At 61.0% G+C, this 24,574-nt stretch carries 25 protein-coding genes, 1 tRNA gene and 1 pseudogene; 15 read left to right on the top strand and 12 right to left on the bottom strand.

All coding sequences use genetic code 11. The annotated features are described in order from the left end of the window. Nucleotides 1-340: 340 nt before the first annotated feature. Nucleotides 341-1,228, bottom strand: coding sequence for an acetylglutamate kinase (gene argB / locus GA0061105_RS07820; RefSeq protein WP_092749249.1), 888 nt, complete (start codon nucleotides 1,226-1,228; stop codon nucleotides 341-343). 208 nt (nucleotides 1,229-1,436) lie between these two features. Between argB and GA0061105_RS07815 the strand changes: the two are divergent. Both GA0061105_RS07815 and GA0061105_RS07810 read left to right on the top strand, forming a co-directional pair. Further along, a pseudogene (locus tag GA0061105_RS07815) lies at nucleotides 1,437-1,775 on the top strand (sigma-70 family RNA polymerase sigma factor); the annotation flags it as partial. Further along, nucleotides 1,772-2,491, top strand: a complete 720-nt coding sequence (locus GA0061105_RS07810) for an anti-sigma factor (RefSeq protein WP_092749247.1) — start codon at nucleotides 1,772-1,774, stop codon at nucleotides 2,489-2,491. The pseudogene GA0061105_RS07815 and the gene GA0061105_RS07810, both read left to right, overlap by 4 nt. A 143-nt stretch (nucleotides 2,492-2,634) precedes the next feature. On the opposite strand, the gene GA0061105_RS07805 is transcribed toward GA0061105_RS07810, so the two are convergent. From GA0061105_RS07805 to rpmH, 8 genes are all read right to left on the bottom strand, one after another. After that, the gene (locus GA0061105_RS07805; RefSeq protein ID WP_092749736.1) at nucleotides 2,635-3,714 is read right to left on the bottom strand and encodes a sensor histidine kinase; all 1,080 of its coding nucleotides are present in this window, start codon (nucleotides 3,712-3,714) and stop codon (nucleotides 2,635-2,637) included. A 219-nt stretch (nucleotides 3,715-3,933) separates the two neighbouring features. Further along, complete coding sequence (locus GA0061105_RS07800; RefSeq protein ID WP_092749245.1) at nucleotides 3,934-4,209, bottom strand: hypothetical protein; 276 nt, start codon at nucleotides 4,207-4,209, stop codon at nucleotides 3,934-3,936. A 202-nt stretch (nucleotides 4,210-4,411) separates the two neighbouring features. Then, a complete protein-coding gene (locus GA0061105_RS07795) occupies nucleotides 4,412-4,636 on the bottom strand; it encodes a hypothetical protein (protein WP_092749243.1) in 225 nt (74 codons plus the stop codon). A gap of 130 nt (nucleotides 4,637-4,766) precedes the next feature. Continuing rightward, entirely contained in the window at nucleotides 4,767-4,976 is a 210-nt protein-coding gene (locus GA0061105_RS07790; protein ID WP_003588915.1) for a cold-shock protein, read from the bottom strand. A gap of 251 nt (nucleotides 4,977-5,227) precedes the next feature. Continuing rightward, nucleotides 5,228-5,881 (bottom strand): ribosome biogenesis GTP-binding protein YihA/YsxC, encoded by a 654-nt coding sequence (yihA, locus tag GA0061105_RS07785; RefSeq protein WP_092749240.1) that lies wholly within the window; start codon nucleotides 5,879-5,881, stop codon nucleotides 5,228-5,230. 154 nt (nucleotides 5,882-6,035) lie between these two features. After that, the gene (yidC, locus tag GA0061105_RS07780; protein ID WP_092749238.1) at nucleotides 6,036-7,829 is read right to left on the bottom strand and encodes a membrane protein insertase YidC; all 1,794 of its coding nucleotides are present in this window, start codon (nucleotides 7,827-7,829) and stop codon (nucleotides 6,036-6,038) included. Continuing rightward, the gene (gene rnpA / locus GA0061105_RS07775; protein ID WP_064693610.1) at nucleotides 7,829-8,230 is read right to left on the bottom strand and encodes a ribonuclease P protein component; all 402 of its coding nucleotides are present in this window, start codon (nucleotides 8,228-8,230) and stop codon (nucleotides 7,829-7,831) included. The genes yidC and rnpA overlap by 1 nt, the downstream gene beginning before the upstream one ends. Nucleotides 8,231-8,251: 21 nt before the next feature. After that, the gene (gene rpmH, locus GA0061105_RS07770; protein ID WP_008524438.1) at nucleotides 8,252-8,386 is read right to left on the bottom strand and encodes a 50S ribosomal protein L34; all 135 of its coding nucleotides are present in this window, start codon (nucleotides 8,384-8,386) and stop codon (nucleotides 8,252-8,254) included. A gap of 419 nt (nucleotides 8,387-8,805) precedes the next feature. On the opposite strand from rpmH, the gene GA0061105_RS07765 reads away from it, so the two are divergent. The 3 genes from GA0061105_RS07765 (at nucleotide 8,806) to GA0061105_RS07755 (ending at nucleotide 12,680) form a co-directional block, all read left to right on the top strand. Then, entirely contained in the window at nucleotides 8,806-10,806 is a 2,001-nt protein-coding gene (locus GA0061105_RS07765; RefSeq protein ID WP_092749236.1) for a HAMP domain-containing methyl-accepting chemotaxis protein, read from the top strand. Between the two features lie 157 nt (nucleotides 10,807-10,963). Next, nucleotides 10,964-12,481 carry an ATP-binding protein gene (locus GA0061105_RS07760; RefSeq protein WP_064693612.1) on the top strand — a complete coding sequence of 506 codons (1,518 nt, stop codon included), beginning with the start codon at nucleotides 10,964-10,966 and terminating at the stop codon, nucleotides 12,479-12,481. A 122-nt stretch (nucleotides 12,482-12,603) separates the two neighbouring features. Next, nucleotides 12,604-12,680 (top strand) — tRNA-Arg (locus tag GA0061105_RS07755). Between the two features lie 119 nt (nucleotides 12,681-12,799). Here GA0061105_RS07755 and GA0061105_RS07750 read toward each other — a convergent pair. Together GA0061105_RS07750 and GA0061105_RS07745 are read right to left on the bottom strand one after the other, a co-directional pair. After that, entirely contained in the window at nucleotides 12,800-13,045 is a 246-nt protein-coding gene (locus tag GA0061105_RS07750; RefSeq protein WP_064693613.1) for a DUF982 domain-containing protein, read from the bottom strand. Nucleotides 13,046-13,258: 213 nt separating this feature from the next. Continuing rightward, nucleotides 13,259-13,675 (bottom strand): hypothetical protein, encoded by a 417-nt coding sequence (locus tag GA0061105_RS07745; protein WP_092749234.1) that lies wholly within the window; start codon nucleotides 13,673-13,675, stop codon nucleotides 13,259-13,261. Between the two features lie 249 nt (nucleotides 13,676-13,924). On the opposite strand from GA0061105_RS07745, the gene GA0061105_RS07740 reads away from it, so the two are divergent. The 10 genes from GA0061105_RS07740 (at nucleotide 13,925) to GA0061105_RS07690 (ending at nucleotide 22,975) form a co-directional block, all read left to right on the top strand. Next, complete coding sequence (locus tag GA0061105_RS07740; RefSeq protein WP_092749232.1) at nucleotides 13,925-14,512, top strand: hypothetical protein; 588 nt, start codon at nucleotides 13,925-13,927, stop codon at nucleotides 14,510-14,512. Between the two features lie 221 nt (nucleotides 14,513-14,733). Then, entirely contained in the window at nucleotides 14,734-15,054 is a 321-nt protein-coding gene (locus GA0061105_RS07735) for a hypothetical protein (protein WP_064693757.1), read from the top strand. Between the two features lie 190 nt (nucleotides 15,055-15,244). Beyond that, nucleotides 15,245-15,616 carry a hypothetical protein gene (locus GA0061105_RS07730; RefSeq protein ID WP_064693616.1) on the top strand — a complete coding sequence of 124 codons (372 nt, stop codon included), beginning with the start codon at nucleotides 15,245-15,247 and terminating at the stop codon, nucleotides 15,614-15,616. A 153-nt stretch (nucleotides 15,617-15,769) separates the two neighbouring features. Continuing rightward, the gene (locus tag GA0061105_RS07725) at nucleotides 15,770-16,069 is read left to right on the top strand and encodes a hypothetical protein (protein ID WP_092749230.1); all 300 of its coding nucleotides are present in this window, start codon (nucleotides 15,770-15,772) and stop codon (nucleotides 16,067-16,069) included. 250 nt (nucleotides 16,070-16,319) lie between these two features. Next, nucleotides 16,320-16,982: a class I SAM-dependent methyltransferase gene (locus tag GA0061105_RS07720; protein WP_092749228.1), complete on the top strand. Its 663-nt coding sequence runs from the start codon at nucleotides 16,320-16,322 to the stop codon at nucleotides 16,980-16,982. Nucleotides 16,983-17,301: 319 nt separating this feature from the next. Next, nucleotides 17,302-18,183, top strand: a complete 882-nt coding sequence (locus GA0061105_RS07710) for an aldo/keto reductase (protein WP_092749226.1) — start codon at nucleotides 17,302-17,304, stop codon at nucleotides 18,181-18,183. A gap of 560 nt (nucleotides 18,184-18,743) precedes the next feature. After that, entirely contained in the window at nucleotides 18,744-20,021 is a 1,278-nt protein-coding gene (locus GA0061105_RS07705) for an alpha/beta hydrolase (RefSeq protein WP_092749224.1), read from the top strand. 195 nt (nucleotides 20,022-20,216) lie between these two features. After that, on the top strand, nucleotides 20,217-21,467 hold the full coding sequence (locus GA0061105_RS07700) for an NAD(P)/FAD-dependent oxidoreductase (RefSeq protein WP_092749222.1): 1,251 nt from the start codon (nucleotides 20,217-20,219) through the stop codon (nucleotides 21,465-21,467). Nucleotides 21,468-21,519: 52 nt separating this feature from the next. After that, complete coding sequence (locus tag GA0061105_RS07695) at nucleotides 21,520-22,557, top strand: proline racemase family protein (protein ID WP_092749220.1); 1,038 nt, start codon at nucleotides 21,520-21,522, stop codon at nucleotides 22,555-22,557. A 64-nt stretch (nucleotides 22,558-22,621) separates the two neighbouring features. Next, nucleotides 22,622-22,975 (top strand): ADP-ribosylation/crystallin J1, encoded by a 354-nt coding sequence (locus GA0061105_RS07690; RefSeq protein ID WP_092749218.1) that lies wholly within the window; start codon nucleotides 22,622-22,624, stop codon nucleotides 22,973-22,975. Nucleotides 22,976-23,018: 43 nt separating this feature from the next. Here GA0061105_RS07690 and GA0061105_RS07685 read toward each other — a convergent pair whose 3' ends face one another. Continuing rightward, nucleotides 23,019-24,566, bottom strand: a complete 1,548-nt coding sequence (locus GA0061105_RS07685) for a putative bifunctional diguanylate cyclase/phosphodiesterase (protein ID WP_092749216.1) — start codon at nucleotides 24,564-24,566, stop codon at nucleotides 23,019-23,021. Nucleotides 24,567-24,574 lie beyond the last annotated feature (8 nt).

Here is a 24,574-nt window from a genome sequence, read left to right as displayed (position 1 = left end):
AGGTTCGGCGGAAGGTCACGCCAAGCAAAAACATGCCGCCGCCCCGCGATTCGTCAATTCCGATAAAAGGCGGATCGGCCCGCCGCCGGCCCCCCTGATGTCATGTTCAGGGCTGTCCGACAGAGGCAACGTCGCAGCGCTTCCCGCCGCGTACTGTGGGTCGGCCAGCCAATCAAAAGGGAAGTCAGGCGCGCGCTCGCGCAAGCGAATTGCCTCGAACATCGGCGAATCCGGTGCCCTCGGTCTCGCCGGACAAAGGCGAGAGGAGGGACGAGCTGGGCAGACTGCGCGCCGGCGTGAGGAAGATGCGCCCCTCGTGGGGTGAAGGGCGCAGCCTTGATCAGGGAACGATCAGCGTTCCGATGCCGTGCTCGGTGAAGATTTCGAGCAGGACGGAATGGGCGGTCTTGCCGTTCAGGATGACGACGCCCTGCACGCCGGCCTTGATTGCATCGATGCAGGTCTCGACCTTCGGGATCATGCCGCCGGAGATCGTGCCGTCGGCGATCAGCGCATGCGCCTCGGCGACGGAAAGCTCCTTGATCAGCTGACCTTTCTTGTCGAGCACGCCGGGCACGTCGGTCAAAAACAGCAGGCGGGTGGCATTGAGCGCGCCGGCAATGGCGCCGGCGAAAGTGTCGGCGTTGATATTGTAGGTGGCGCCGTCGCGGCCCGGCGCCACCGGCGCGATCACCGGGATCATCTCGGAGCGGGCGAGCAGATCGAGCAGCGTGCGGTCGACCTCGACCACTTCGCCGACGAAGCCGAGATCGAGCACCCGCTCGATGTTGCTATCCGGATCTTTGATGGTCTTGCGCGCCTTTTCGGCGAAGACCATGTTGCCGTCCTTGCCGCAAAGGCCGATCGCCCACTCGCCGGTCTGGTTGATCAGCGCGACGATTTCCTTGTTGATCGAGCCGGCGAGCACCATCTCCACGATCTCGACCGTCTTCTGGTCGGTGACGCGGAGCCCGCCCTCGAATTTCGATTCGATGCCCATCTTGTTGAGCATGGCGCCGATCTGCGGGCCGCCGCCATGAACGACGATCGGGTTGACGCCGGACTGCTTCAAAAGCGCGATGTCGCTGGCAAACGCCTTGCCGAGCTCGGGGTTGCCCATGGCGTGGCCGCCATATTTCACGACAATTGTCTTGTTCTCGTAACGCTGCATGAAGGGCAGCGCCTTGGCCAGAAGCCGTGCCTGAAGTTCGCTTTCGGTTTCGTTCATGGGAACCCCCGCAGAATTGATCGCGGCCTTTTATCGCAAGTTTCTGACAGAGGGAATAATCCAGCGCGCAATAGTTTTCGTATGTGGCACGGAGCCGGATGAGTTCGACCGCCGGGTGAGCGCAAGCAAGATATGAGGAACGGCATGCAGGGCAACGAGATCAAGGACCTGATCGGCCGCGTCGCTGCCCGGAGTTTTGAGGCAGCCTGGGGGTTCATCCTCGGCATGGCTGGCCGCGATTGTACGCAACCGGTCGACCGATCGGTTGCGCGCGCGCAAGCCCGCCGCCGACGGACTCGGCCGCGCTTACGATCTTGCCGGTCCCGAACCCGAGCCGGAAAGGCAGACGGTGACGAAGGATGAAGGAAGGCGGATTGACACCTGCATGGAAGAGTTGGAAGCTGATCGTGCGGTCGCCGTGAAACGGGCTTATGTCGAAGGGCTGAGCTGTCGGGAACTGGCAGATCATCTTGGTGTCCCGCTGAACACGATGCCGACCTGGCTCAGGCGTAGCCTCTTGAAACTGAGAGAGTGCATGGAACGATGACATCGCCCGACAAAAGCAAGGGAGACCGCTCCCGCGACGAGGTTCTCGCCGGCGAATATGTGTTGGGCGTCCTGTCGTTGCAGGATCGCCGGGTGGTGGAAGAGCGCATGCGCCACGATCGGACATTTGCGGCGATCGTCAGCCGCTGGGAAACCAATCTCTCTGCCTTCAACGACGAATATGACGGTGCCGCGTCGAACCGCGAAACCTTCAAGCAGATCGAGTCTCGGCTGTTCGGCGATGCGGCAAAACCCGTATCCTTTTCGCAAGGGCTCTGGAATTCGGCGGTTTTCTGGCGCTCGCTGAGTTTTGCCTGCGTCGTGGTCGCTGCCAGCGCGGTGATCTTCGCCTCCGGCGTGGTGCCGCAGCCGCAGGGGCCGTCACCGCTCGTGGCCGCGCTTTCCGGCCAGAACAACGCCATCAATCTTCTCGCCTCCTACGAGCTGCAAAGCGGCCGGCTGAAGATCGTGCCGGTCGCCGCCGGCGAGCCGGAGGAGAAGTCGCTCGAACTGTGGCTGGTACGGGGCAGCGGCATGCCGAAATCGCTCGGCGTCTTTCAGCCGGGCGAAAGTGGCGAGCTCGTCATTCCGGCCGAATTGCGCAGCCATGTCACGGATGGCGCGACCCTTGCCGTCAGCCTGGAACCCTTCGGCGGCTCGCCGGCCGGGCAGGCGACCGGCCCGGTCATTGCAAGCGGCACGGTGCACCGGCCATAACGGTGCGTCGATCGTAATCAATTTTCCCTGTCTGAAACTCTTCAGCGCGGCCTTCCGTAGTTCGACATGTCCGGACGACGCTCAGACATGATGCCGGCTCGTCTTCTTGCGGAGGGTCGGGATCTCACTCCCTTGAAGCAGGCCTATTGCGCCGCTTCGGTTCTCGGGAAGACGAGGGAGACACTCATGCCGGTGTTGGGGGACGAGGTTACTTCGACCTCGGCGCGGGCGTTCTGTTTCAGCGACTGTATGATCATCGCGCTCAGCTTACCGGGGTTCGGCCACTGCACATCTTGAGGAAGGCCGACCCCGTTATCGGCAACGGTGATCCTGCATCCGGTATCGCTGACGACACAGCGTAGCGTGATTTCACCGCCATCACGCCCTACGAAAGCATGCTTGAGCGTATTCGTCAGGAGCTCGTTTATGACAAGCCCGGCAGGCATGGCCACGTTTATGGAAACCGGCCATGTGTCCACTTTCATGTCGAGCCGGATGCCTTCCACGGCGTGGGCCGCCATTACCGAGGCGGCGATCTGGCTTACATAGCTGCCAAGATCGATGGTGGCGCCCTTTTCTTCCTCCGACAATGAACGATAGAGGAGGGCCAAGGCTTCGATCCGCCCCGCAAGGCGTGCGAACCTCTCGCTTTCTTCGTTCTTTTGGGCATTGCGCGCCTCCATCCGGATGAGCGCCGTTATCATCTGCAGATTGTTCTTCACGCGATGCTGAAGTTCTCTGAGAAGGACGTCTTTCTCAGCCAGAAGGTCGCTGAAGCTCTCGCCGACCGTCACCTCATTGCGAGCAGCAAAAGCCACCAGGCGGAAAAGCGGGATGTCATCATCGTTGACGATCGTGTTCGACCATACGTCGATAATGACACTGTTTCCGGATTTGGCCGTGAGCGAGAAGGCACCAATATATTCCTCCGCCGTGGTCACGGCGGCTGTGAGCGTTGCATCTTCGGAGACAGCGGCGCAATTCAACACGATATCAGACCAGCGCTTTCCCTCGACTTGTGGGGCCGGGAGCCCCGTGAGCCGTTCGAATTCGAGGTTGACGTAAATCAGCGTCTCGCAGGTGCCGCCGAGCTCGGAGACGACTACCGCGAAGGGGACATGATCGAGAAAGTGTCGAAACCGGTCGTCGTCGAGGGCTTCGGCGAGATGGGGCAGGTTGCCGACGCCTTCCGGCGATAGGGCTTCGTCTTTGGTGTCCGTCATGAACGATTGCTCGCGTATGCCGCTGCTCTTCAACAGCATGAGATGAAGCGTTGCTTCAAAAACTGCGACGGCGCAAGCGCAATCAATGTCGCACGTCCTCGACAAGTAATTTCCCGATAAAGCGACGGTCGATCTCCGCAAAACCGCCTGGAATATTTCGATCGACAGGACCCATCGAGCAGCCGATACAAAAATCGCAATGTGTTTAGCAAAGCCCGTTTATGCTCGATCGTAGGTAAACGATGTCAACAGCGTCGTGACGAAATTGCTCGCCCGTTCCTTGACGAGGACTTCCGTCCATTCATCTGTGCCGCGCAGCCGCAAATCGGTGTAAATACTGTCCACGGCCGCCTCTTCGATCCGTTTGATATGTGTCTTGAACGACGCCTCGCCCCCGCCGTGATACATATCTCGGATGACCATGCGCAAAATCTCCTGAATGGCGATCTGCCACGCTGTGTTGATCGACTGAAGTTCTTTCGCATCTTCTGTCATTGCGGCTCCTTTGGTATGAGTGAACTGCTGGCACGGCTCAGGTCCGTACCTATGCCCGCTCCTTCAACCGCACTAACGCATTTTCTGCGAAAATACGGCGTCGGTACACGGCGGCTGCGGCGACGCAAAGGGCTATTCCCGGTCGACGGATCACGACGAACCAATGCAGTCGGCACGGCGCGCACTTGGCCGCGGTCTTGCGTCAGGAGGCCCTGGCGCGCTTAGCAATGAGGGCAGACGTCGCCGACGCCTGGTCATTGCGTTCCTTGGCAAGCCGCGCCTCCCGAAGCCGCAACGTCTTCGCCTGGAGGGATTCAGCGTCGGATTCGCGTTCTTCGACCGCCTTGTTCTTTGCGAAGAACTGCGATTGGACCTTGCCGAAGGCGAGCTCGGCTCGCCGGCGGGATTTGCTGAATGTTTGGGTCATGTGGGCTCCGATGCGAGGCTCGATGCGCGAGCGAAAACAAAAAGGCCAGGCAAATTTGCCTGGCCTTGAATGGATAACGTGCTTCCGGCAGTGCCAGTACATCCGTGGTCAAAGGGAAGCAGATATCGATTTAAGCGTTCTGGAGATTGCAAGCGGACATTTTGCCCGACTTGTTGTCACGCTCAAGGTCGAAGCCGATCTTCTGGCCTTCGACGAGTTCACGCATTCCGGCGCGCTCAACGGCCGAGATGTGAACGAAGGCGTCAGCGCCGCCATTGTCAGGCTGAATGAAGCCGAAGCCCTTGGTGGAATTGAACCATTTAACTGTGCCAGTGGTCATGATGAACCCTTTCATAGCAATATTGAAGAACCGCAGCGCCAAAGCGATACGGATGGTGATAGCGATTTTTGAAAGGAAGTTCGTTCAGGCCGCGGTGCCAGACGCGCGATAACCAAGCCAGCAAGCAAAATTCGGTAACCACTATATAGGTGGGTTAACGCGCGCCGTCAACCGTTAGTTTTCTCCGGTCGGCACAAATAAACTTTTGGCTGTTTCAGCGATTCCGCAACCGCTAGCCCTCCCCAGGGCCCCTATTTCCAGTGGGCTATGCCGACGGTTTCGGCGATCGCCTGGCGCAGATCGTCCAACCCGTCGCCCTTTTCGGACGATGTGGACAGGACATGGGGATAGGCGGCGGGACGCTTGCGGATCTTTTCCGCCGTTTCGGCAAGCAGCTTCGGCACGGCCGGCGCTTTGATCTTGTCGGTCTTGGTCAGCACCAGCTGATAGGAGACGGCCGCCTTGTCGAGCAGATCAAGCACATCGTCGTCGTTCTTCTTGATGCCGTGGCGGCTGTCGATCAGGACGTAGACGCGCTTCAGCGTCGCGCGGCCGCGCAGGTAATCGAAGACGAGCTTCGTCCATTTGTCGACCTGCTCCTTCGGCGCCTGCGCATAACCGTATCCCGGCATGTCGACGATCGCCATCGGCGGCAGATCGCTGCCTTCGCCGGAATAGCCGTCCGGAACGAAATAATTGAGCTCTTGCGTCCGTCCCGGCGTGTTCGACGTGCGCGCCAGGCCCTTCTGCCCGACCAACGCATTGATCAGCGACGATTTGCCGACGTTCGAGCGACCGGCGAAGGCCACTTCCGACGGCCCTTCCGGCGGTAGGAAATTCAGGGACGGGACGCCGCGGATGAAAATCCATGGGTGGCCGAAGAGCGGTTTTTCGGTTTCGGGCATGCGGGGCTCAGCAATCTCCGGGTTCGGTCTCTTGTCGGGCTTCGTGGTTTTGCAGGCGGATGTCAAGCTTTCAGGGAGCCGTTTGGGGGCTTGGCCTGCGTCTTCACGTGCCGGCTGAAATGAAAAGCCCCGCCGGAGCGGGGCTTGAGAAGCGTCATTTCGATGGCGCCGGTTTTCGTCGGAAGAGACCCTTCAGATTGTCGAAAAGCTCGATCTTGACGCCGTGACGTCTCATGATCAGCGACTGCTGCAGCACCGACAGCGTGTTGTTCCAGGCCCAGTAGATGACCAGACCGGCCGGGAAGCTTGCCAGCATGAAGGTGAACACCAGCGGCATCCAGTTGAAGATCATCGCCTGCGTCGGATCGGGCGGTGTCGGGTTCATGCGCATTTGCACGAACATGGTAATGCCCATGACCAGCGGCCAGACGCCGAGATGGAGAATGGCCGGCGCCTCGAAGGGCAGCAGGCCGAACAGATTGACGATCGTCGTCGGATCGGGCGCCGAAAGGTCCTGGATCCAGCCGAAGAAGGGTGCATGCCGCATCTCGATGGTGATGTAGATCACCTTGTAGAGCGAGAAGAAGATCGGGATCTGCAGCGCCACCGGCCAGCAGCCGGCGATCGGATTGATCTTTTCTTCCTTGTAGAGCTGCATCATCGCCTGCTGCAGCCCCATGCGGTCGTCGCCGAATTTCGTCTTCAGCTCCTCCATCTTCGGCTGCACGCGCTTCATGTTCGCCATCGAGGCGTATTGCTTGCTGGCGAGCGGGAAGAACAATAGCTTCACGACGATGGTCGTGCACAGGATCGCCACGCCGAAATTGCCGAAGAAGCGATAGAAGAAGTCCATCAACTTGAACATCGGCTTGGTGATGAAATAGAACCAGCCCCAGTCGATCAGCCGGTCGAACTTCGGGATTGAATAGCTGGCTTCATAGCCGTCGATGACAGGCACTTCCTTGGCGCCGGCGAAGACCAGGTTCTTGAGCTCGATCGATTGGCCAGGCGCAACGGTGAAGGCGTCGTCCTTGTAGTCGGCCTGATAGCGCGGCTGGCCGTCGGCGAAATGCGAGAAGCGCGCTTCATAGGCGGCAGTTTGCGGCGGAATGATCGTCGCGGCCCAGTATTTGTCGGTGATGCCGAGCCAGCCGCCGGTGGACTTCGCCGGCTGCACGGCTTCTTCCTCGACGGCGCTATATTTGGTTTCGATGAGGCCGTCATCGCCGATAACGCCGATGAAGCCCTCATGCAGCACGTAGATCGAAGGCGTCGTCGGCTTGTTGTAGCGCGTCACGCGGCCGTAGGAGGAGAGCGCCGCCGCCGCCTGGCTTTTATTCTCGATCTTGTCGGCGACGGTGAACATGTAGCGGTCGTCGACGGAAATCGTGCGGGTGAAGGTCAGGCCCTTGTCGTTGGTATAGGAGAGCGTCACCGGCGTCTTTTCGGTGAGCTTGGCGCCCTCGGGCACCGTCCAGAGCGTCGTGGGGCCAGGGACGGCGCCGGTGGCGTCGCTGCCGATATAGCCGAGCTCGGTGAAGTAACCATCCTTGGTTTCCGCCGGGCTGAACAGCGTGATGATCGGGCTCGAGTCGTCGACGGTCTCGTGATAGCCCTTAAGCTTCAGGTCGTCGAGGCGGGCGCCGGCAAGATTGATCGAGCCGGAAAGCGCAGGCGTATCGATGGCAATGCGCGGCGATTTTGCCAGCGCCTGCTCGAGCGTCGCCGTCGCGGCCGCCTGGCCGGTAGGCGCCGCACCGCTCGTCTGGGCCGGCGTCTGGCCGCCTGCCGCGGGCTGCTGCGTCTGCTCGGTCTGCTGCTGTGCCTTCTGGGCTTCCTGTGCCTTCCGCTGGGCCTCGATGCGCGGATTCATGTAGAGAAACTGCCAGCCGAGGACGATCAGCACCGAGAGAGCGATCGCAATGAAGTAATTGCGGTTGTTTTCCATCATACGTTCCTGGGGCGTCCGTCTCCGGAGCGCCGGTGTTTCGGCCTGGTTTCCACGCGGGATTTCAATTCCGCGGCCAATTCTTCGAAGGACGCATCAAGCACGTCCCTCCGCGCGACAACCACATAGTCGTGTCCGGGCTGCATTGCAAACCCTGCATGAAGCCGCACCGCCTCTTTCAGGCGCCGCCGCATGCGGTTCCGTTCGACCGCGTTGCCGTGTTTTTTGGTGACTGTGAAACCGACGCGGGCCTGGCTGTCGGGTTCCCTCCGGTCGAGGACTTCGAGGAGGAAGAGGCCGCCGCGGCGCTTTTCGCCTTCGCGCACGGCAAGAAACTGCGGGCGGCTCTTCAGCCGCCCGACAGTGTATTTTTTCTCACTGGTCGTCACTTCGCCCGCCATCTCTTCTCGGGCAACCCGGCCTTAGGCCGAGAGACGCTTGCGGCCCTGCGCGCGGCGGGCAGCGATGACCTTGCGGCCACCCTTCGTGGACATGCGCGCACGGAAGCCGTGGCGACGCTTGCGAACAAGCTTGGATGGTTGGTAGGTACGCTTCATTTATTTAAACACCGCGGAGTGCGGCCCTTCTTGAATTTGCATGATGCAAGGAGCGTTGTTTTTCGAACGGGCGAGCCATGAAGGCTTTAGGTGACCGGACGTGCGGCGGCTTATACGGATGAAGGCCGTCAAAGTCAATTATACCGGCTAATTTCGCTTGCCGTGTCGATCAGGCTTCGGCTTTTCGCACTCTGGTGTTAATAAATTCAGTCTGCTCCGGTAGGTTGTGCCTTCCCCCCGCTGGAGCCGATAGGCTTGATTTTCAACGGTTTGCGCCTGGAGCCGACCCGACATGGCTAATTTTTCGTAGCCATAATCGTAAATATTAGAAATGTAACTTTAAGGAATTTCGCCGATATTCGCATCATCGGCTGGGAATATGCTTTCCAGGCAGTGTGGGGTAGCTAGGAGGCATTGCATTGAAGATCCGCGGCAAGATTAATCTACTGGTATGCGTGATGGGCGCCGTCGCTCTTCTGATCGGCGCAACGGCATTGTCGGCCATGCACGAATACAATCGGAACCTTCAGGCCTATGAGGACGCTGCCGCCCGCGCCTATGCCGGCGAACGCCTCAACCGTTTCGTCACCGCCGTCGTCATGGAGTCGCGCGGTATCTATGCGGCCAAGACGATCAAGGATACGCCGAACTTCGCCAAGGGCATCACGGCCGCTCTCGACGAGATCGACAAGGTTATCGCCGGCTGGGCGCCGCTCGTTACCGAGGCGGAGAAGGAGACTTTCACCAAGCTCGTCGCCCGCGCCGCCGAATTCCGCACTTTCCGCACGGAGACAGCCCGCCTCGGCACCGAAGTCGGCCCTGAGGCCGCCAGCGCGCAAGGCAACAACGAAGCCAACCGCGCCAACCGCAAGGCGTTCCAGGCCGAAATCGACGCGGTCGTTGCCATCGACAAGGCAGCGCTCGAAGCCGTCAATGCCGAGATCGAAAGTTTCCGTTCCTGGATCCTGATGCTTGTCCTCGGCATTACCGGCATCGGCATCGCGATCGGCGTCGGCATGGGCTTCTATATCGGCACCAGCCATCTCAGCCGCCCGATCAAGCGCGTAACGCGTGCGATCAACGAGGTCGCCAACGGCAATTTCGATGCCGAGGTTCCCTTTGCCGGCCGCAAGGACGAAATCGGCGAGATGGCCGCAGCGGTCGCCGTCTTCAAGGAGAACGGCCTTGCCGTCAAGCGCCTGAACGCCCAGGAAGCGGCGATGCGCGCCAAGAGCGACGATCTGCAATCGAGCATGTCCGTCGTCGTGGCCGCGGCCGCGGCCGGCGATTTCAGTCATCGCATCGACAAGGACTATCAGGACGAGAACCTCAATCAGTTCGCCGGCAATATCAACACGCTGCTGTCGAGCGTCGATGCCGGCATCGGCGAGACGCGGCGCGTCATCGCAAGCCTTGCCGAAGGCGACCTTACGCAGACGATGAACGGCAATTTCCAGGGCGCCTTCGCCGAGCTGCAGCAGAATGTCAACAACAGCTTCGTCACGCTGCAGGCGACCATGCGCGAAGTGCGCGAAACGACTGAGGCGATGAACGGCAACACCGCCGAGCTGCGCAATGCCAGCGACGATCTGTCGAAGCGGACCGAACAGCAGGCGGCAGCCCTCGAGCAGACCTCGGCGGCGCTCGATGAAATCACCGCTGTCGTGCAGAATTCCACCGAGCGGGCGCATGAAGCAACCGTCATGGTGTCCGAAGCCAAGGAAAATGCCGGCCGCTCCGGCGTCATCGTCCGCAATGCCGTCGAGGCCATGGGCCGCATCGAACAGGCGTCGCGCGAAATCAGCCAGATCATCAACGTCATCGACGAGATCGCCTTCCAGACCAATCTTCTGGCGCTGAATGCCGGAGTCGAGGCGGCGCGCGCCGGCGAGGCTGGCAAGGGCTTCGCAGTGGTCGCGCAGGAAGTGCGCGAACTTGCCCAGCGCTCGGCGACGGCCGCCAAGGACATCAAGGCGCTGATCACCAAGTCGGGCGACGAGGTCCAGGTCGGCGTCAAGCTCGTCCAGGCGACCGGTGAGGCGCTTTCCGAGATCGGTACCCGCGTCATCGCCATCAACGACCATATCCATTCGATCGCGACAGCCGCGGTCGAACAGTCGACCGGCCTCAAGGAGGTCAATACCGCCGTCAACCAGATGGATCAGGTGACTCAGCAGAATGCCGCGATGGTGGAGGAAACCTCCGCCGCCACGCACCGGCTTTCGGCCGAAGCCAGTGGGCTGGTGCATCTCATCACCCGCTTCAAGCTGTCGGATGCTGCGGCACCCGTGGCGCTCGTGCGCAACGAGCCGCACAGGCAGCCGGTTGCCTCGCCCGCCCGCCGGGCGATTGCCAAGGTCGCCCGCGCCTTTGGGGGCGGCAATGCGGCCGCAGCCGAGCAGAGCTGGGAAGAGTTCTGAGTTCTCGCTGATCACGCGCCTTCGAACGCCGCCTCCGGGCGGCGTTTTGTTGTGGCGACATGACGCTGCTCGCAAAGATTTGAAAGCGGAGCGTCTTGCTCTAATATAAGAACCCGACGGTGAGGGCGGCGAGCGCTGCCGATCGGGCGAGATGACCATGCCGGTTCGAGACCAGGGCGACAATCCTTCGGCGGAAAACCCGGTGGCCGGTGAGGCTGCCAAGGGGCGGTGCCCGTCCGGCCTGTTCGGCGGGCTGTCGGGCAAGCTGCTCTGGCTCACCATGGTCTTCATCATGCTCGCCGAGATCCTGATTTTCTTTCCCTCGGTCGCCAGCATGCGGATGCGCTGGCTGCAGGACAGGCTGAACACCGCCGCTGCCGCCGCCATTGTCATCGACGGGCTGCAGCCGATCGAGCTGCCGCGCGCCCTGCAGAAGGAAACGCTGGAGGCGACCGGCACCAAGGCGATCGTGCTGCGCAAGGAAGGCACTTCGCGGCTGCTGGCCACGACCAGCATGCCGACATCAGTCGACGAATCCTACGACCTCACCGACGTGCCGCCGCTGACGTCGATCCGCGATGCGCTCGACACCTTGATCTTCGGCGGCAGCAGGATCATTCGCGTCTACGGGCCGGTTGGCGAAAACAAGGTCGGCGTCGAGGTCGTGATGAAGGACCGGCCGCTGCGCACGGCGATGTTTGCTTATTCCCGCAACGTGCTGCTGCTTTCGGTGCTGATCTCGCTCTTCACGGCGACGCTGATCTTCTTCGCGATCAACCGCATTCTCATCGGTCCGATTCGCCGCCTGACCGGCAGCATGCAGCAATTCTCCTCCGATCCCGAGAATCCGGCCCATATCTATATCGGCGACGGCGGCCGCGACGAGCTGGCGGTGGCCGGCCGCAACCTCACCTCGATGCAGATGGAGCTGCAGAAGACGCTGAAGCAGCAGAAGAATCTTGCCGCTCTTGGCCTCGCCGTTTCCAAGATCAACCACGACATGCGCAACATACTGGCTTCCGCGCAGCTGATGTCGGACCGGTTGGTCGATGTCGATGATCCGATGGTCAAGAGCTTCGCGCCGAAGCTGTTGCGCACCATCGACCGCGCAGTCGGCTATACCACGGAGGTGCTGTCCTACGGCAAGGCGAGCGAATCGGCGCCGCGCCGCCGTCATGTTCTGCTGCTGAGCCTTACTCAGGACGTCAAGGACATGCTGGCGATCGATCCGCAAAGCGGCATCGAGTTTGTCGAGCAGTTCGCTAGCGATCTCGAGGTCGATGCCGACGGCGAGCAGCTTTTCCGGGTCATTCACAATCTCTGCCGCAACGCCCTGCAGGCGCTGACCTCGCCGGGCGAGGGCGGCCCCGGCACCCTCAGGCGCATCACTGTCTCCGCCCAGCGTGTCGGCAGCGTCGTCAGCATCACGGTGGACGATACCGGCCCCGGCATGCCGTTGAAGGCGCGCCAGAACCTGTTTGCCGCCTTCCGAGGCTCGGCCCGTTCCGGCGGCACCGGCCTCGGCCTGACGATCGCCCGCGAGCTGGTGCTCGCCCATGGCGGCACCATCGCGCTGGTGGAAAAGCCGACAGTCGGCACCCAGTTCCGCATCGAGATCCCCGATCGCCCGGTTTCGCTGGACGATTACCGCAACCGGGCGCACGTCGAAAAATGACAGGGGCTCCTACGGCTCGGATCGGTGCAGACAAACGCGCGATTTTTTCACAAATGCTCTTGCAATGTCCGAAAGGACCCTTTAGAGGATCGCCCACGCAAGCGGCACCGCCGCAATTGCACGCACCCGTAGCTCAGCTGGATAGAGCACCAGACTACGAATCTGGGGGTCAGGAGTTCGAATCTCTTCGGGTGCGCCATTCTTTCCAAAATACCTCAGCAAAGTTATAGGCGCCAGAAATCGCCGTCCGCCATCGCTCTGATCAGCGCCTTCGCTCTTCGGCTTGCCTCCTTGGAGACATAAACCGGAGCAGTCGCCTCAATCCTTGATGGGGATCCCGGCTTCGATCGCAGCTTCGATGAACGCCTGCCGCGCCTCTTCCCGACTTCGTTTCCCAGATATGACATCGGCGCAAACCGCGCAGGCTCTGTCGAGCGCAGGGCCCTCTTCGGTCGGCCAGTCTTCGATCAGCGCCCATGTGGCGGCCTGGGTCGTCTGGATGACTACCCATTGATCCGGGCCTTCAAGGGCAAGCGTTACCGGCTTCTTCCATAGGGTTTGCATGATTGCAGGACTCCACTGCGTATTCTTCGCCGCCTGCTCACATAAGGCAATTCATTCGGCGTGGCGAGGTGGCCGCCTGACCGAGATGTTTTCTGGAGCAGTGAGCTGCTCGTGAAGCACCGGCATATTCGGATTGTCGATCGGGCAATTGCTTCTTTTCACCGCTTGATTCTCAATCCGGATGCAAGAGAGCGAAAGGTATCGAAAGGTCGCCTAGTTGAACTCTTTCTCAAAGTCTTCCCTGTCTTTCTTCCCGGACATGTGTGAGTAAAAGCCGCTGCAAATCAGATAGGAGCACTCATCCGGGTCGCCCATTTCCCATCCCGGCAGGCAGAGCACGACGCGTTGAAACTTGGTGTTGCAGAGTCCGTGATTTGCTAGCAGCCGCGGCTCGTTTCCGAAATAAGCGCTTATAGCTTTCTGACGAGTCCATTCGGGCACGGCTTTCCAATCAGCCTGGCCACCCTCGTCGCTCACATTGGCGATCGCACAGAGCGACCAATTCGATATCATGATTGGCTGATCGCAGGGAAAGGCCTGGACGGCGCTTCCCAGCAAGATTGAAATCAATGCCATCAGCCGCTGGCCGTAGACCATCGCGCCCTTCTTCCTCATGCCGCTCTTTCGCATTCTGGGCCTCCACCGCAATTACCCGCCGTCAGGTGATATCAAAAAACGGTCTAAGATTATTTTCCTAGTTCATGGTACGTTCTTCGCTAGATTGCTCGCCGGTGCAACCAGGGAATGTTGAATGTCGAAGAATTTTGTAGCGATTGGCGATATGGGCGCTTGGGCTGGTCTTTCCCTCCGCATACGTGAAAAACCGAGTTGTTCCGCCATTTCTCGGAAGGATGCGCTGGCAGCCGAGGTGAGAGACTGATGGCGGAATTCGACCCTCGTGATAGAAGCCGCACCAGTGCCGGCAAGATGCAATCGCTTGTGCGTAAACATACAGCGCCGCCGAGCGGAGGCGACGACGGCAGCCTTCGCTGGCAATGGTTGACGATCCAGCTGCTGGAATCGGCTGCGTTCACATCACTGAGCGCGAATGCCAGCCGCGCCTTTTTCCGCATCATCATCGAGCACACCGCGCACGCCGCCCTGGAAAATGGCAGGCTTGTCGTGACTCACGCGCAGTTCGTCTCCTACGGCGTCACCGGCGAATATGTGGCCGATGCCCTCGACGAGCTGGAATATAAGGGCCTCGTCAAGGTTCGCCGCGGCCGGGCGGGCAGCGGTGTTGCGCATCCGAACCTCTTCACGCTGACTTTTGTCGGTAACCATGAAGGCGCGCCGCCTACGGATGATTGGCGGCGATGCACGCCCGAGAGGTGCCGGAAGTGGTCGGAGATAGACCGCAAGCTTGCCGCTGAGAAACGTGGGCGGGTCGGCAGGAAGAAGAAAGCGCCACTTCGGGATCCCGAAATTCCCCCGCTTCGGGATCCCGAAATTCGGCGCGCATCGTGAGAAGTCGTGGCGCGAGAACAACCAATCATTTCAATACCTCAACCAATTTCGGGATTCCGCAGTGCTATATAGATTTTGGTGGGAGTACCTCATGAGTCCGCAAGATCGAACCAGGAGCTGGTGGAGTGGTTGCCGGTTGCCGGTAGAGCCTAGTTTCGCGCAACCTTGCTCGTGTATCCGCGGGCTTGACGATGTTTGACGCGCTTCAGCCGGGGGAATGCATGGCGATGGGAACTTTTCGGGCTTTGGGCGCGGCGGCGACGATGGCCGCCCTTGCCGGCTGCGTCGACCATGCGAACGCACCGGTGCTTTTGCCCATCGGCGTGCCGGTCAATCCGCCTGCCGTCGCCCAGGGCATCTGCGTAACCGACGGCAACGCCATGTATGACGAGGCGAAGAAGCAGTATCATCTGCGTGCGCAGCTGACCGGCTATGCCGAGGCCGATGCGCTGGAAGCGGAAACGACGGCGCGCGCCGCCGCCCATCGCCAATACGTCGCCTGCCTCTCCGGACAGGGTTACCGGGCATTATACGCGAATTGAGAATAGAGAATTCACGTTCTTAGCCAGCACCCTCCGGCCCAGTCTTTCGATCGCGACTTTTCACGTTTTCTCGCGAAGAGCTCACGCCGGATCGCCTGCAATCACGAGTTTTGGAAGTCACATGCGTGCCCGGAACCGCGCATCTGGGAAAGGCATTCTCTCGAGATAAATCCACGAAGGAGGGTTTATCATGAAGATGTTCAATCTTGTCCGCACCGCCGTCGCGCTCAGTGCCCTTCTTACCCTCGCGCCGATCGCTCCAGCTGAGGCCGCTCTCGTTCAAACGGCTTGGCCGCCCAATATTTCAGAAGCAAAAGCAATGCAATACAAGGCGCATTCGGGTCTTTGGCATGGTTATCGAGGCTTCCGAACGGAGCGCCCCGGCACCCGCCGTCATTCCGATGGCTACTGGTATCCGTTTGCCGCGTTCGGTGTCGAAGCGGGCACGACCGGCGCCATTGTCCACCTGCCGGTAAACAGGCCGGCGGCTCCGACAATGTGCAACCCTACGTTTTCGGGATCGATCGGTCCCGGCAGCATGCCCTGTGACAACGGCTATTGAGCCGGCAAATGAAAAAGGCGGCGCGAGCCGTCTTTCTCCTGCTTCGGGCGCTGCTCACTTGTTCGTGACCTCTATTGCGATGCGGTAGATTGTGACAGATCCGCTTCCTAACTCCTCGGCGTAAATTCACCTGATCCTCCCAAGGAGATGACAATGACCACGACGTTCAAGAGCAGTCTGGCGGCCGCGGCCCTCGGCGCGATGCTCGGCCTTTCCGCCTTCGCGGCGCAAGCGGCGCCTCTCCAGTCGAGCGCGACGGAGCAGGGCTCCGTCAAGCAGCCGGTTGTCCAGGATGAGACCCGCGTGCAGCACGACAGGAGCACGACCGGTTCGATCGGTGAAGGCAGCCCGAAGGGCATGGCCTCGCCCTACATGATGAACCCGAAGAAGCCGCTGAACATGGGCTGCAAGCTCGGCTTCAACCCGACGAGCAGCTCCAGCTGCAATTATTAACGCCTCGGCGCCTTGCGGCGGCGACGGACAAATCGAGGTGAGGGGCGGCTTCACGGCCGCCCCTTTTCACATCAGACAACGGCGTTCGACATGTCAAAGCCGCCACAGATGCAAAAATGCCGGACGCCGGTGGGAAAAGAGGTGGAAATGCCGGCCCACAAGGGCGATTGACGTCTCTGCCTTGGAATTGCCATGCTCGCCGCGATGGTCGCATTGATAATCAATTGAATTTCAGACAGGTGGGACAGTCATGACCGCAAAGGCTGCATGCTCGGATTTCCTGCATTTTTTTCGCTCCTGGATCAGCAACCCGCTTCGCGTCGCCGCCATCGCGCCGTCGGGTGATTCACTCGCCAGGATCATGACCAGCGAAATTGCGGCACTCGATGGGCCGATCATCGAACTCGGCCCGGGCACGGGCGTCTTCACCCGCGCGCTGCTCGCCCGCGGTATCGACGAGGCGGATCTGACGCTGATCGAGTACGGTCCGGAATTCATTACCGCATTGCATGCGCGGTTCCCCGCAGCGCGCATATTGCAGATGGATGCGGCCCATCTCGCCCAGGCCGATATTTTCGAGGGCGAACCGGTCGGCGCCGTCGTCAGCGGCTTGCCGCTCCTTTCCATGTCGCCGCGCAAGATCGCCTCAATCCTTGCCGGCGTCTTCACCTATATGCGGCCGGGCGGGGCGGTCTATCAATTTACCTATGGTCCGCGCTGTCCGGTGCCGCGGCCGATCCTCGATCGCCTCGGCCTGAAAGCCGTGCGCATCGGCGGCACCGTTCGCAACCTGCCGCCGGCCTCCGTCTACCGGATTTCGCGCCGCAAGCCGCTGGAACTCACGCGTGATCGCCTGAGATACCGTGACGACGACATCGAAGTCGCCGCCTTTTCCGGCGAAACAGGCGGCTGAACGCGGCTAGGGCTGAGCGGAAGCGACAGGCCTCGACGCAGCCGGCCGATATCGATGCACCGCTGCGGCGCAAGGACGATGTTTTCGACCCTCCCTGTTATCCCCGCGGGGTCGTCCTATATGTCAAGCGTCGCAGCGGCCGCATTCCCGATACCGCCGCAGCGCGCGGATCATCACCATGCCGGGCATCACCAGAACACGGCAGACATTCAGAACCGAAGCCATCCTCGCCAGTCCGGCATCCCCGCGCTGGTGGAGCGGGCGGCTTCGGCCGTTCCATCGACTTTGAATGATTTCATTGACCAGGAGAGCAAAGATCATGTCCAGTCACAACGCAGCCAAGTCGGGCACCTTCAGGATCGGCGGCGAGATCGAGGTCAATCGGCTCGGTTTCGGCGCCATGCGCGTTACCGGCAAGGGGATCTGGGGCGAGCCCGATGACCATGCCGAATCCATCCGGACGCTGAAGCGTCTGCCCGAGCTTGGCGTCAATTTCATCGATACGGCCGATTCCTACGGCCCCGATGTGTCCGAATGGCTGATCAAGGAGGCGCTGCATCCCTATGGCGGCAAATCGGTCATCGCTACCAAGGGCGGCCTGACCCGCCACGGTCCCGACATCTGGCTGCCCGTCGGCCGTCCGGAATATCTGATCCAGCAGGCGCATAAGAGCCTGCGCAATCTGGGCGTCGAGCATATCGATCTGTGGCAGCTTCACCGCATCGACCCGAAGGTGCCGGCCAGGGAGCAGTTCGATGCGATCAAATCGCTGCTCGCTGCCGGCCTCATCCGCCATGCCGGTTTGAGCGAGGTCTCCGTCGCCGAGATCGAGGCGGCCTCGAAACACTTCAAGGTCGCCACCGTCCAGAATCGCTACAATCTCGTCGATCGCACCAGCGAAGACGTGCTCGATTATTGCGCCAGGCATAATATCGGCTTCATTCCCTGGTACCCGCTCGCTGCCGGCGATCTCGCCAAATCAGGCTCGCTGCTCGATACGATTGCCAAAAAGCACAATGCCGTCCCCAGCCAGATCGCGCTCGCCTGGGTGCTGAAGCGCAGCCCGGTGATGCTGCCGATCCCCGGCACCTCCAAGGTCAAGCATCTCGAGGAAAACGTCGCGGCGGTGGATATCACGTTGTCGGATGAGGATTTCGCGGCGTTGGACGCCGAGGGTCGGAAGGTCTTCAAGGCGGCTTGAGGTAATGCGAGCTTGCGGCGGCGGCTGCGTGCGCATGGCCTGCCCCTCACCTGAACCCTCTCCCCGTAAGGACGGGGCGAGACCCGCCGTACGATCCAGGCAGAGGTGGCGGCAGCCGGATGGGGGGGCTAGCGCAGCTGCCAAATCTTTCAGCAAACTTTGACCATCCGGTCAAAGATGCTGCAAAATGAGGCGTGGGCTTGTCATTTGGAGGGCAAGCATTGCATCTAGTGCATTGCTGCATTGCGGTAATTTCGCTATTCCCGATCAAATGAATGGGGTATCACTATCTTCGTAAGCAGCGCACTCCTCCTCCCAAGCGCTCTTACATCGGACCGACAACACTCCTCCTCCCAGTTGTCGGTCAGGATCAAGAGCCTGGCGCACCTCCTCCCGCGCCAGGCTCTTTTCTTTTTCCCATCAGAATTGATCCATTGCTGATACTGCCGACGCCACTGCGCCGGCATTGCATCACCGCCCGCGGTTTGACTCGACACGCATCGTCGGACTATTTGAACTTGTGCCGCCCGTCCGGCGCGTGAACCGATTGGAGTTTAATCATGATCGGCAAATGGCGCGACTCTCGTGCGGCTCTGGCAGGGCTTCTGGTTGCAACGATGATGCTCGCCGGCTGCGGGGGCAGGCCGGTCGGGGTGATGCAGGCGGCCGGCACGGTGCCGCCGGGCACGTCGAAGGTCGATCTCCTGGTGGCGACGACGCGTGCTGCGGATGACAATCCCGCCGTGCTTTTCTCCGGCGAACGCGGCACGGGGCTTGCCGTCAACGCCGTCGATGTTTCGATTCCGCCGGATCCCAATCGCAAGGTCGGCCAGGTGCAATGGCCGAAACGGCTGCCGGCCGACCCGCTCCGCGATTTCGTCACCGTCTCCGTCGACCCGCTCGAGGGCGAGCGGGCAGGCGAGAGCTGGCTGAAGAGCCATATGCCGAAGAGCCGCCGCGTGCTCGTTTTCGTGCACGGTTTCAACAATCGTTACGAAGACGCCGTCTACCGCTTCGCTCAGATTGTCCATGATTCGCACGCCGACGTCGCGCCCGTCGTCTTTACCTGGCCGTCGCGTGCCAGCATCTTCGATTACAATTACGACAAGGAAAGCACCAACTATTCCCGCGATGCGCTGGAGGAGCTGCTGACCCGTACAGCCGCCAATCCCGCCGTCAGTGACATCACCGTCATGGCCCATTCGATGGGCACCTGGCTGACCGTCGAGGCGCTCAGGCAGATGGCGATCCGCAACGGTCATGTCGCCGGCAAGATCAACAACGTCATCCTTGCCTCGCCGGATCTCGATGTCGATGTCTTCGGCCGCCAGTTCGCCAGCCTCGGCAAGGACCGGCCGCATTTCACCATCTTCGTCTCCAGAGATGATCGCGCCCTGGCCCTGTCGCGGCGCATCTCCGGCAATATCGATCGCCTCGGCCAGATAGATCCTTCCGCCGAGCCCTATCGCAGCAAGCTGGAGGCGGCCGGCATCACCGTCCTCGATCTCACCAAGCTCAAGGGCGGCGACCGACTGAACCACGGCAAATTCGCCGAAAGCCCGGAAGTGGTGAAGCTGATCGGCGACCGACTGATTGCCGGCCAGACGATCACCGATTCCAATGTCGGTCTCGGCGAGGCCGTCGGCGCGGTGGCGATGGGGGCGGCTCAGACCGCCGGAAGTGCCGTCAGCGTCGCCGTCAGCACGCCGATCGCGATCTTCGATCCGCGCACCCGGCGCAACTACGATGCCCAGTTGAAGCGCCTCGGCCAGTCGATGGACAACACCGTCGGTTCGGTCGGCGACAGCGTCGGCGCCGGCCTGCCGGCGAGCCAGTAAAAATTCCAGAGTAAATTCAGCAAAAGTGCGTGAGCGGCTTTGCCGGGAAATGCGCAAAGCGGCTCTCCGAGGCAATTGCGTGAAAACATTTTCCGTAATTCCGAGAAACGGAAATTCTCTAGGCAGCACCCACGATCTGATATATCAGGTTGACGAACGGCGATTCCTGTCTGCCGTTGGCGATGGGTTGATGGCATGGCGGAAGAGACGAAGAAGAGGGTGGTCGTCGTCGGCGCGGGCGTGATCGGCGCCTCGATCGCTTTCGAACTGCAGCGGCGCGGGTTGCAGGTGACGCTGATCGACAAGGGTGAACCCGGACGCGGCACCTCTTTCGGCAATATGGCGAGCATCGCGCTCGATTTCGCCGCTGGTTCCGGTCCTTCGACCTGGAAGAAGATCCCCGGCTGGCTCATCGATCCCGAAGGCCCGGTCTGGCTGCGCCCGTCCTATGCCGCCAGGATGCTGCCCTGGTTCCTGCGCTTCCTCGCCGCCGGCCGGCCCTCGCGGTTGCGAGAGATCGAGGATGCCGGCATGAGCCTGTCGCTGCGGGCGCTCGCCGATTTCCGCGAGATGCTGCAGGCAATCGGAGCGTCCGAGCTGCTGACCGAGGAAGGTTGCCTGGCGATCTACGAGACGGAGGCTGAGTTTGCCGCCGATCGCGGTCACCTCGCCATGATGCAGCGCTACGGCCTCGAATTCGAGGTGTTGAGCAACGGCGCCATCCAATATTATGAGCCCGCCCTTTCGCCTGTTATTGCCAAAGCGGTGCTGCTCCCCGACAACAAGTCGGTCCGCGATCCCTACAAGCTGGTGGTCAAGCTGGCCGACGCCGCCCTGGCGGCCGGCGCAACCTTCGTCTCCGGCACCGTCAGGAATATCGAACGCAAGGGCGATGGCACCGTCGTCGTCCTCCTCGGCAATGGCAGCCGTGTCGAGGCGGGTTCCGTTGTGCTTGCCGCCGGCGTCCACACCCGTTTTCTGGCTGCCAAGCTCGGCGAACCCATCCCGTTGGAGACCGAGCGCGGCTATCACACCCAGATCATGAAGCCGGGCATTTCAATGCGTTATTCGGTGATCTGGCCGCGTCGCGCCTTCATGGTAACGCCGACGGCCGGTGGCATCCGCGTCGGTGGCAATGTCGAGCTGGCCGGGCTTGACGCCGCTCCCGATTTCCGCCGTCCGCGGGTGCTGGTGCGCCACGCCCAGCGCGCGCTTCCCGGCCTGAAGGCCGAGGAGACGACGGAATGGATGGGCCATCGCCCGGCCTTGCCCGATACGATCCCGATCATTTCGCCGTCCTCGAAAATGCCGGGTGTTTTTTATGCCACCGGTCATGGCCATCTCGGCCTGACATATGCCGCGACGACAGCGCGGTTGATTGGCGATATGGTGGGCGGAGCAAAACCGCCGGTCGAGATGACCCCGTTCCGCATAGACCGATACTGATTTGGAACCGCGTCGACGGCGTCAGCCGTCGCGTCCGAACTGGAGTTTCGATATGAGATGGAAGCGCACGATCCAGCTGCTGGACGTTCATGCCGAGGGCGAGATCGGCCGCGTCGCCATCGGCGGCGTTCCGAAAATTCCGGGCGATACCATCGCCGCGCAGTTGCACTGGCTGAACACCGATCCGAAAGGCGACGAGCTCCGCCGCTTTCTCTGCCTGGAGCCGCGAGGCGCGCCGATCGGCTCCGTCAACCTGTTGCTGCCGGCAAGGCATCCCGACGCCGACGCTGCTTTCATCATCCTGCAGCCTGACCAGGCGCATGCAAGCTCCGGTTCGAATTCGATCTGCGTGACGACGGCGCTTCTCGAATCCGGCATCGTCGAGATGAAGGAGCCGGAGACGACAGTCACGCTCGAGACCGCGGCCGGCCTCGTCAAGGCGGTGGCCACCTGCCGCGACGGGCGCTGCGAAAAGGTCAGGCTCACCATGGTGCCCTCCTTCGTGCATGAGCTCGACCTCGAGATCGACACGCCGCATTGGGGAGGGATCAAGGCTGATATCTGCTATGGCGGCATCTTCTATGCGCTGGTCGATGTCGGCCAGATCAATCTGACGATCGAAAAGGCCAATGCCGCTGGTCTCGTCCAGGCCGGCATGATCCTCAAAGAGCTGATCAACCGCGACATCAAGGTCGTCCATCCCGAAATCCCGGCGATCTCGGGCGTTGCCTATGTGATGTTTCGCGATACCGAGGCCGACGGCACGGTGCGCACCTGCACCACCATGTGGCCGGGCCGGGCCGACCGCTCGCCCTGCGGCACGGGCAATTCCGCCAACCTCGCCACTCTTCATGCCCGCGGCAAGGCCAAGGTCGGCGATGTCTTCACCTCGAAATCGATCATCGGCTCGCAGTTCGAGGTCGGCCTGCAGGCGGTGACAGAAGTCGCCGGCCGCCCGGCTATCGTCCCCACCATCACCGGCCGCGGCTTCACCTTCGGCTTCACCCAGGTGGCCCTCGACCCCTTCGACCCGCATCCCGCTGGCTTCGCCCTGACGGATGTCTGGGGGCCTTCGGCTGGGGAGATTTGAGCTTTCGAGGGCAGGGATGTGAGCCTCATCGAAACACTATCGGATTGCCGCAGAGAGAGCCGAAATGAGCGAAAATATCGAGACAGTGACCCTGTGGCGTCCGGTCGGGCCTGAGGAGCTGGGGCTTATGCGCTATCCTAAAAACGCAGGGTTTCCGCCGCGTTTGCCTGACCAGCCGGTCTTCTATCCCGTGCTGTCGGAGGATTATGCAGTCAAGATCGCACGCGACTGGAATGTGCCGAGGAGTGGAGCTGGTTTCGTGACGAGGTTTGAGGTGAGGAAAGATTATCTCGCCGGCCACGCGATTCAGGAAGCTGGTGGTCGCGCGCACTTCGAATATTGGATACCAGCCGAGGAGATGGATCTCTTTAACGCAGCGATCGTGGGAGCGATTGAGGTAACGCAGACCTTTCCGTAAGCGCATCACGGCGGCCTCGCCTTGGCGGATGTGTGCGGCCTCATCAGCCGCGATGCAAAATTCTGGCGCCGAGCTGGTCTGCGGCAAGGCTCTCGGCCGGCGCTGGCTTGCCAAGCAGATAACCTTGGCCGATGTCGCAGCCGAGATCCTGAAGCCGTTGAAGTTGGCTTTCCTCTTCGATGCCCTCGGCCGTTATCGTCACGCCGAGTCCCGCGCCGAGAGCGATAATGGCCTTGATCACCTTGTCCTGCTTGTCGTTGGTTTCGAATGAAGAAACGAAACTCCGGTCGATCTTGATTTTGTCGAATCGGTAGTTGGAGAGCTGCGAAAGGCTGGAATAGCCCGTACCGAAGTCGTCGAGAGCAATCCCGACACCGGCGTTGACCAGATCGTCGAGGACGATCCGTGCGGTGACGGCGTCCTGGATGATGGCGCTCTCCGTCACCTCCAGCTCGATTCGATGCGCCGGCAGACCGACATCGCCCAATATCTTGAGAATCCGGAGGCCCAGCAACCGGTCGCTCAGCTGGATCGGAGACAGGTTGAACGACAGGACGAGATGACTTGGCCAGGAGAGCGCATCGCTACAGGCGTGGCGCAGCAGTTGGTCCGTCAGGTCGACGATCAGACCGGCCTCCTCCGCCACGGGAATGAACTCGTGCGGCGGAATGAATTCGCCGGATGCCGTCTTCCAGCGCGCCAGCGCCTCGAAACCGATAATCTCCTTTGTCTTCAGGTCGACGAGAGGTTGGTAATAGGGAACGATCTCGGCGTGCTTGATGGCGGCTCGCAGATCCGCTTCCACCCGGACCCGCTTCGCCAGCTCGTCCTGCATTGCCGGCTCGAAGGGCTTCACCAGATTGCGCCCCTGCTTTTTCGCCACATACATCGCACAGTCCGAATGTCGAATGACCTGGCTTAGGTCATCGCCGTTCTCCGAATAAAGTGCGAAGCCGACGCTGGCGCCGATATCGACGGCGATCCCGTTGAATATGACGGGCTTGCTGATCACGCTCACGATCCGCTCTCCCAAAGCGACAAGATCAGGATTACCGGTGCGCCGCGCCAGAACGACGAACTCGTCGCCACCGAGGCGGAAAACGCGGTCACGGGGAAAGAGGGAAGAAAGTCGCCGAGCGACGGCCTTCAGCACCGCATCGCCATGATCGTGCCCGAGGAGGTCGTTGATCTTCTTGAAGCCGTCGAGATCGATGCTGAACGCGGCAAAGCTTTCCTGTGCCCTTTGATCGACCATCGACTGCGCGCAGACGGACTCCAGAAATCTGCGGTTGGGCAGTTCGGTCAGCGTGTCGTGACAGGCAATCCAGTCCACGTTCTTTTCGGCCTGCAGCCTGCGGTTAACCTCTATCGAGAGGTCCCGGATCCTCAGCACCGAGTAAATCAGCCCGAGAAAGCCGGATATGTTCAGGGCGAGCAGTCCGTGGTCCAGCGGATAGTCATGATTGTTCTCGATGAAGTCATCCAGCCCCTCATGCCAGTTGAAGCGCCAGGACAGGAAGAAGAGAAGCAGGAAGATCAAGAGCCAGGCCAGTATCTCCATCTGCGGTCTGGTGGGTTGGATGCGAGGCATATGAACAG

This window comes from Rhizobium aethiopicum, assembly GCF_900094625.1.
In the GTDB taxonomy this organism is placed as follows: Bacteria; Pseudomonadota; Alphaproteobacteria; order Rhizobiales; family Rhizobiaceae; genus Rhizobium; species Rhizobium aethiopicum.
Note: the sequence above shows the minus strand (reverse complement) of the source record. Positions and strands in the feature narration are given on the sequence as shown.

Excerpts from the sequence above, each read along its gene's own strand:
- argB (WP_092749249.1), bottom strand. The coding sequence starts at position 1,228 with ATGAACGAAACCGAAAGCGAACTTCAGGCACGGCTTCTGGCCAAGGCG.
- GA0061105_RS07810 (WP_092749247.1), top strand. The coding sequence starts at position 1,772 with ATGACATCGCCCGACAAAAGCAAGGGAGACCGCTCCCGCGACGAGGTT.
- GA0061105_RS07805 (WP_092749736.1), bottom strand. The coding sequence starts at position 3,714 with ATGACGGACACCAAAGACGAAGCCCTATCGCCGGAAGGCGTCGGCAAC.
- GA0061105_RS07800 (WP_092749245.1), bottom strand. The coding sequence starts at position 4,209 with ATGACAGAAGATGCGAAAGAACTTCAGTCGATCAACACAGCGTGGCAG.
- GA0061105_RS07795 (WP_092749243.1), bottom strand. The coding sequence starts at position 4,636 with ATGACCCAAACATTCAGCAAATCCCGCCGGCGAGCCGAGCTCGCCTTC.
- GA0061105_RS07790 (WP_003588915.1), bottom strand. The coding sequence starts at position 4,976 with ATGACCACTGGCACAGTTAAATGGTTCAATTCCACCAAGGGCTTCGGC.
- yihA (WP_092749240.1), bottom strand. The coding sequence starts at position 5,881 with ATGCCCGAAACCGAAAAACCGCTCTTCGGCCACCCATGGATTTTCATC.
- yidC (WP_092749238.1), bottom strand. The coding sequence starts at position 7,829 with ATGGAAAACAACCGCAATTACTTCATTGCGATCGCTCTCTCGGTGCTG.
- rnpA (WP_064693610.1), bottom strand. The coding sequence starts at position 8,230 with ATGGCGGGCGAAGTGACGACCAGTGAGAAAAAATACACTGTCGGGCGG.
- rpmH (WP_008524438.1), bottom strand. The coding sequence starts at position 8,386 with ATGAAGCGTACCTACCAACCATCCAAGCTTGTTCGCAAGCGTCGCCAC.
- GA0061105_RS07760 (WP_064693612.1), top strand. The coding sequence starts at position 10,964 with ATGCCGGTTCGAGACCAGGGCGACAATCCTTCGGCGGAAAACCCGGTG.
- GA0061105_RS07750 (WP_064693613.1), bottom strand. The coding sequence starts at position 13,045 with ATGCAAACCCTATGGAAGAAGCCGGTAACGCTTGCCCTTGAAGGCCCG.
- GA0061105_RS07745 (WP_092749234.1), bottom strand. The coding sequence starts at position 13,675 with ATGCGAAAGAGCGGCATGAGGAAGAAGGGCGCGATGGTCTACGGCCAG.
- GA0061105_RS07740 (WP_092749232.1), top strand. The coding sequence starts at position 13,925 with ATGGCGGAATTCGACCCTCGTGATAGAAGCCGCACCAGTGCCGGCAAG.
- GA0061105_RS07735 (WP_064693757.1), top strand. The coding sequence starts at position 14,734 with ATGGCGATGGGAACTTTTCGGGCTTTGGGCGCGGCGGCGACGATGGCC.
- GA0061105_RS07730 (WP_064693616.1), top strand. The coding sequence starts at position 15,245 with ATGAAGATGTTCAATCTTGTCCGCACCGCCGTCGCGCTCAGTGCCCTT.
- GA0061105_RS07725 (WP_092749230.1), top strand. The coding sequence starts at position 15,770 with ATGACCACGACGTTCAAGAGCAGTCTGGCGGCCGCGGCCCTCGGCGCG.
- GA0061105_RS07720 (WP_092749228.1), top strand. The coding sequence starts at position 16,320 with ATGACCGCAAAGGCTGCATGCTCGGATTTCCTGCATTTTTTTCGCTCC.
- GA0061105_RS07710 (WP_092749226.1), top strand. The coding sequence starts at position 17,302 with ATGTCCAGTCACAACGCAGCCAAGTCGGGCACCTTCAGGATCGGCGGC.
- GA0061105_RS07705 (WP_092749224.1), top strand. The coding sequence starts at position 18,744 with ATGATCGGCAAATGGCGCGACTCTCGTGCGGCTCTGGCAGGGCTTCTG.
- GA0061105_RS07700 (WP_092749222.1), top strand. The coding sequence starts at position 20,217 with ATGGCGGAAGAGACGAAGAAGAGGGTGGTCGTCGTCGGCGCGGGCGTG.
- GA0061105_RS07695 (WP_092749220.1), top strand. The coding sequence starts at position 21,520 with ATGAGATGGAAGCGCACGATCCAGCTGCTGGACGTTCATGCCGAGGGC.
- GA0061105_RS07690 (WP_092749218.1), top strand. The coding sequence starts at position 22,622 with ATGAGCGAAAATATCGAGACAGTGACCCTGTGGCGTCCGGTCGGGCCT.
- GA0061105_RS07685 (WP_092749216.1), bottom strand. The coding sequence starts at position 24,566 with ATGCCTCGCATCCAACCCACCAGACCGCAGATGGAGATACTGGCCTGG.